This window comes from Kitasatospora sp. NPDC059408 (assembly GCF_042751525.1).
In the GTDB taxonomy this organism is placed as follows: domain Bacteria; phylum Actinomycetota; class Actinomycetes; order Streptomycetales; family Streptomycetaceae; genus Kitasatospora.
Map to the genome: position 1 here is coordinate 82,943 of NZ_JBHYWI010000037.1, position 5,194 is coordinate 88,136.

At 75.4% G+C, this 5,194-nt stretch carries 4 protein-coding genes; 1 reads left to right on the forward strand and 3 read right to left on the reverse strand.

The window, feature by feature from the left end:
- Positions 1-19: 19 nt before the first annotated feature.
- Positions 20-1,012, reverse strand: coding sequence for an aldo/keto reductase (locus ACFXDE_RS24185; protein ID WP_380496855.1), 993 nt, complete (start codon positions 1,010-1,012; stop codon positions 20-22).
- A gap of 41 nt (positions 1,013-1,053) precedes the next feature.
- On the reverse strand, positions 1,054-2,673 hold the full coding sequence (locus ACFXDE_RS24190) for a PTS transporter subunit EIIC (protein ID WP_380496856.1): 1,620 nt from the start codon (positions 2,671-2,673) through the stop codon (positions 1,054-1,056).
- Between the two features lie 54 nt (positions 2,674-2,727).
- On the opposite strand from ACFXDE_RS24190, the gene ACFXDE_RS24195 reads away from it, so the two are divergent.
- A complete protein-coding gene (locus ACFXDE_RS24195; protein WP_380496857.1) occupies positions 2,728-4,533 on the forward strand; it encodes a beta-galactosidase family protein in 1,806 nt (601 codons plus the stop codon).
- Positions 4,534-4,587: 54 nt separating this feature from the next.
- Here the strand turns inward: ACFXDE_RS24195 and ACFXDE_RS24200 are convergent, their stop codons facing one another.
- A complete protein-coding gene (locus ACFXDE_RS24200; RefSeq protein WP_380496858.1) occupies positions 4,588-5,058 on the reverse strand; it encodes a hypothetical protein in 471 nt (156 codons plus the stop codon).
- Between the last annotated feature and the right edge of the window lie 136 nt (positions 5,059-5,194).

Here is a 5,194-nt window from a genome sequence, read left to right on the forward strand (position 1 = left end):
CCCCCGACCCCTCAGTTCCTCACGACCACGCCAGCCCCGCGCGCGCCCGCCAGTACTCCCCCGCCGGCCCCGCCAGCGGCGCGAGGGCCGCGAGGTCGTCCGGGGTGAGGGGGTGGGCGACGGCGGTGAGGTTGGAGGCGAGCTGGGCGGGGGTGGCGGCGCCGGACAGGACGAGGCCGGCCCAGGGCTGGGCGGCGGCCGCGGCCAGGGCCAGGGCGTCGCAGGTGGCGCCGGTGCGGGTGGCGAGGGCGCGCAACGCGGCGGTGTCGGGGCCGGTGGCGTTGCGGTCGGCGAGGCGGCCGTTGGCCATCGCCTCCTTGACGACCACGAGCAGGCCGGCGTCGTGGGCCTCGGCCAGGGCGGGGGCGGCGGAGGTCTCCAGCAGGTTCCAGGTGGACTGGACGGCGGCGAACAGCGGCTGCCCGTCGACCGTCACGGCGAGGGCCGCGCGGATCGCGGCGGCCTGGTCGGGGCCGCTGGTGGACAGGCCCACCCGCACGCCGTCGGCGGCGAGTCCGGCCAGGCGCCCGTGCAGGGCGGGGTCGGTGAGGGCGGGGCTGTCGGGAGTGACGGAGTGGACGAGGTAGACGTCCGGGTGGCGCCCGAACAGGGCCCTGGTCTCCTTGACCTGACGGTCGAACACCGCCGTCGAGTGCTCCTTGACCTCGTGCGCGGCCACCCCGGAGGTGCGCCAGCCCGCCGTGTAGGTGTAGCCCCACTTGCTGCCCACCACCGTGTCGGCCGCCTCCCGGGGGTGCTCGGCCAGCCACTGCGCGACGAACTCCTCGGCGCGCCCGTAGGAGCGGGCCGTGTCGACGTACCGCACCCCGGCGGCGTACGCGGCGTCCAGCAGCTCGTGGGTGCGCCGGCGCAGCGCCTCGACGCTGCGCCCGGCGGGCAGGTCGGCGTCGCGCCCGAGGTTGATGTACCCCGGGCGGCCGACGGCGGCGGTGCCCAGGCCGAACCTGGTGATCGGCGTACCGGCGGGCGGGGTGGGCACGGCGGCACTCATGGCGGTACTCCTCGAAGATCGTCCGGTCGTCGTCACGGACCCTATCCGGCCGGGGCGCCTTCGGCCGGGGCCCCGCCTGCCCCGCCTGCCCTGTCTGCCCCGCCCGTCCCGCCTGGCCCGCCTGGCCCGCCCGACCCGCCTGCCCCGCCTGCCGCGTCCGCCGGGGCGTTGAGGGCGGTGAGCATCGCCGGGGTGAAGCCGAAGGCGTAGGTGGCGGCGCAGGCGGCGAGCGCGGCGGTGAGCCAGCCGCCGGTGTAGACGAGGACGGCGGGGCCGATGCCGTGGCTGCCGTCGAGCAGGGGCAGCAGGACGAGGCCGGAGGGGCCGATCGCGGTGGAGCCGGTGGTCAGGCCGAGCTGGGCGAACGTGCCGACGACGGCGCCGCCGACCGCGGCCCCGATCCCGGCGGTGACGAAGGGCCGCACCAGCGGCAGCGTGACGCCGTAGATGACGGGCTCGGCGACGCCCAGGACGCACGTGGGCAGCGCGGACCTGATGACGCGGCGCAGCGAGGGGTTGTGGCGGGCGCGCAGGTAGACGGCGACGGCGGCGCCGGCCTGGCCGCCGCCGGCCATGGCGAGGATGGGGTAGAGCGCGCTGTAGCCCTGGTGCTCGATGAGGGTGGTGTGGATGGGGATGAGGGCCTGGTGGAGGCCGAACATGACGAGGGTGCCGAAGGTGCCGCCGAGGAGGACCCCGGCGCCGGCGCCGGCGTGGGCGAGGAGCCAGGTGGCGCCGTTGCCGATGCCGTCGGCGAGGAGGCCGGCGAGCGGCATCAGGAGGAGCAGGGCGGTCAGGCCGGACAGGGCGAGGGCGGTGGTGGGCACGAGCAGCATCTGCAGGGCGTCGGGCACCCATCGGCGGGCCCACCGTTCGAGCGCGGCGCACAGCGCGGCGGCGGCGAGGGCCCCGAGGACGCCGCCCTGGCCGGGCTTGAGGTGGCCGAAGGGGGTGTGGGTGACGGCGGCGACGCCCGGGTAGACGACGATGCCGCCGACCGCGCCGCCGAGGACGGGGGTGCCGCCGAACTCCTTGGCGGTGTTGTAGCCGACGAAGACGGCGATCAGGGACATGAAGCCCTGGGAGAGCGCGGTGGTGACGGGGACGATGCCGGTCAGGGCGGCGGTGTGGGTGGACAGGGCGAGGGAGTTGAGGGTGGCGCCGAGGCCGGCGATGACGCCGCAGGCGATGAGGGCGGGGATGAGGGGGACGAAGATGTCGGCGATGCGGCGCAGGAGCAGCTTGCCGGGGGTGGCGTTGCGGCGTGTGCGGGCGTCCTTGAGGGCTGTTCCCCTGGCGGCGAGGGCGTCGGCGTCCGCCGCCGCCGGGGTGGCGGTGGCCACTGCTGGAACGTCGGTGCCCGCCGCCGGGGCGGCGGTGGCCACGAGCTGCTCGAACGCCTGCGCGACGCGGTCGACGGCCGCCGGTCCCAGGACGATCTGGTAGGTGCCGTCCACGACGACCCCGAGCACCGCCGGGTGGTCCTTGATCCGCTGGGTGCGCGCGAGGCCCGGGTCGGCCAGGCCCAGGCGCAGGCGGCTGATGCAGTGGGCGGTGGAGGTGACGTTGGCGGCCCCGCCGACGAGGGCGAGGAGGTCACGGGCGGTGCCGGTGTGCGTGTCCGTCATGAAGATCTGATTGCCCGCGCGCGGCCTGGGCATACCGATCATCGTCCGTACGCACCCGGCCGCCCGTTCCCTGCGAAAGGCCCCCGCATGCTCGACTTCGACGCCTCCGGATTCCTGCGCGACGGCGCGCCGCACCGCATCGTCTCCGGCGCCCTGCACTACTTCCGCGTCCACCCCGACCAGTGGGAGGACCGGCTGCGCCGGCTGCGGGCGCTGGGCGTCAACACCGTCGACACCTACGTCCCCTGGAACTTCCACGAACTCCCCACCGGCGAGGTGGACTTCACCGGCTGGCGGGACGTCGCCCGGTTCGTCCGCGCCGCGCAGGCCCTGGGCCTGGACGTGATCCTGCGCCCCGGCCCGTACATCTGCGCCGAATGGGACTTCGGCGGCCTGCCCGCCCGCCTGCTCGCCGTCGACGGCCTGCGGCTGCGCTGCTCGGAGCCCGCCTACCTCGCGGAGGTGGACGGCTGGTTCGACGCCGTCGTGCCCGAGATCCTGCCGCTGCTGGCGAGCCGGGGCGGGCCGGTGGTCGCGGTGCAGGTGGAGAACGAGTACGGCAGCTACGGGCGCGACTGCGCCTACCTGCGCCACCTGCGCGACGGCCTGGTGCGCCGCGGCGTGGACTGCCTGCTGTTCACCGCCGACGGCGCCCACGACACCATGCAGCAGGGCGGCACCATCCCCGGCCACCTCGCCACCGCCACCTTCGGCTCCCGCGCGCCCGAACGCCTCGCCGCGCTGCGCCGCCACCAGGCGTCCGCCCTGCCCGGGCCGCTGACGGCGATGGAGTTCTGGATCGGCTGGTTCGACCGCCTCGGCGAGCCGCACCACGTGCGCGACCCCAAGGAGAGCGCCGCCTCCCTCGACGAACTCCTCGCCACCGGTGCCTCCGTCAACCTCTACATGGCCCACGGCGGCACCAACTTCGGCCTGTGGGCGGGCGCCAACCACAGCGGCGCCCACCCCTGCGACGCAGGGTTCGAGCCCACCTCCACCAGCTACGACTACGACGCGCCGATCGGCGAGGCGGGCGAGCTCACCGAGAAGTTCCACGCGCTGCGGGAGGTCATCGGCCGCTACGTGCCCCTGCCGGAGGGCGAACTGCCCGCCCCGCCACCGCGCCTGGCCCCGCGCCGCCTGGAACGGGCCACGGGCCGGGCCCGGCTCCTCGCGGCCCTGGACTCGCTGTCGGCGCCGGTACGGCGGGCCTGCCCCGAACCGATGGAACGCCTCGGCCAGGCCCGCGGCCTGGTCCACTACCGCACCCGCGTGCCCGGACCGCGCCCCGAACTGGCGCTGCGCATCGACGGACTCGCCGACCGCGCCCACGTCTTCGCCGACGGGCGCCCGCTCGGCGTCCTGGACCGCAACAGCCCCCGGGCGACGGTGCCCCTGGCCACCGGGCCCGGCGGCGCCGTCCTCGACATCCTGGTCGAGGCCCTGGGGCGGGTGAACTACGGCCCCAACATGGACGACCGCAAGGGCATCACGCGGGGCGTCGCGCACGACGGCCAGTTGCTCTTCGAGTGGGAGATCCGGCCGCTGCCGCTGGACGACCTCGCCGCCCTCCGGCTGGAGGAGCCGGGGGCGGTGGCGCTCACCGACGGCGACCCGGCGTTCCACCGCTTCGAGACCGACGTCGACGCCCCCGCCGACGCCTTCGTCGCCCTGCCCGGCTGGGGCCGCGGCCTGCTGTGGCTCAACGGCTTCCTGCTGGGCCGCCACACCGCCGAGGGCCCCCAGCGCACCCTCTACGCCCCGGCCCCGCTGTGGCGTCCGGGCCGCAACGAACTCCTCGTCCTCGAACTCGACCGCCACGGCGAAGCCCTCGAAGTCCGCGACCACCCCGACCTCGGCCCCACCGCCCAGGCCCCGAGCAGCGAGTACTGACCGCGGCCGCGCGGGAGCCGGCGGGGCCGGCTACCCGCGCGGCTGGACGGGTGCTCAGGAGCACTCCCAGAAGAAGCGGCCTTCGCGGTGGTCGGGGCTGACGAAGCCGTAGCCGTAGCCGTAGCCGAAGTTGAGGAAGTACGGATCGTCCTCGCCCTCGCCGGCATCGCTGATCTTGAAGAGGAACTGCCAGGGGGAGTCGACGCGCGCGTAGAGGTTGGGGTAGCAGGCGGTGCCGCCGACGTAGTCGTGCAGGTCCTCGCCGCCGGGCATCTCGACATCGGGCCCCTCGCCCCGCAGGCTCCGCTCGAACGCCGCCTGGTCGTCGATCGAGCGCTCGACCTCGGGGGCGACCGGCTGCAGGTCGACGTGCCACTCGACCGGGATCTCGGATTCGTCCGGACCCCAGCGCCAGAGCGTCCGGCCCTGCGTGCCCGGCGGCCCGATGACGGCGAAGGACGGGATGCGGCCGCCGGGCTGCACCAGCAGGACGGCATCGCCGGCCTCCGGGTCGATCCCTCCCATCCCTGATCTTGCAGGGTATCCCCGGCTTCAGCCGGGGAGGGATGCATCCTTGGCCCGGAGCCGCGAAGCGGCGGAGAACGCTGCGTTGTCAGTGGGGTGCACTAGCTTGACCACATCGACCGAAAGGGGGTGGGCT

Excerpts from the sequence above, each read along its gene's own strand:
- ACFXDE_RS24200 (WP_380496858.1), bottom strand. The coding sequence starts at position 5,058 with ATGGGAGGGATCGACCCGGAGGCCGGCGATGCCGTCCTGCTGGTGCAG.
- ACFXDE_RS24195 (WP_380496857.1), top strand. The coding sequence starts at position 2,728 with ATGCTCGACTTCGACGCCTCCGGATTCCTGCGCGACGGCGCGCCGCAC.
- ACFXDE_RS24185 (WP_380496855.1), bottom strand. The coding sequence starts at position 1,012 with ATGAGTGCCGCCGTGCCCACCCCGCCCGCCGGTACGCCGATCACCAGG.
- ACFXDE_RS24190 (WP_380496856.1), bottom strand. The coding sequence starts at position 2,673 with ATGCCCAGGCCGCGCGCGGGCAATCAGATCTTCATGACGGACACGCAC.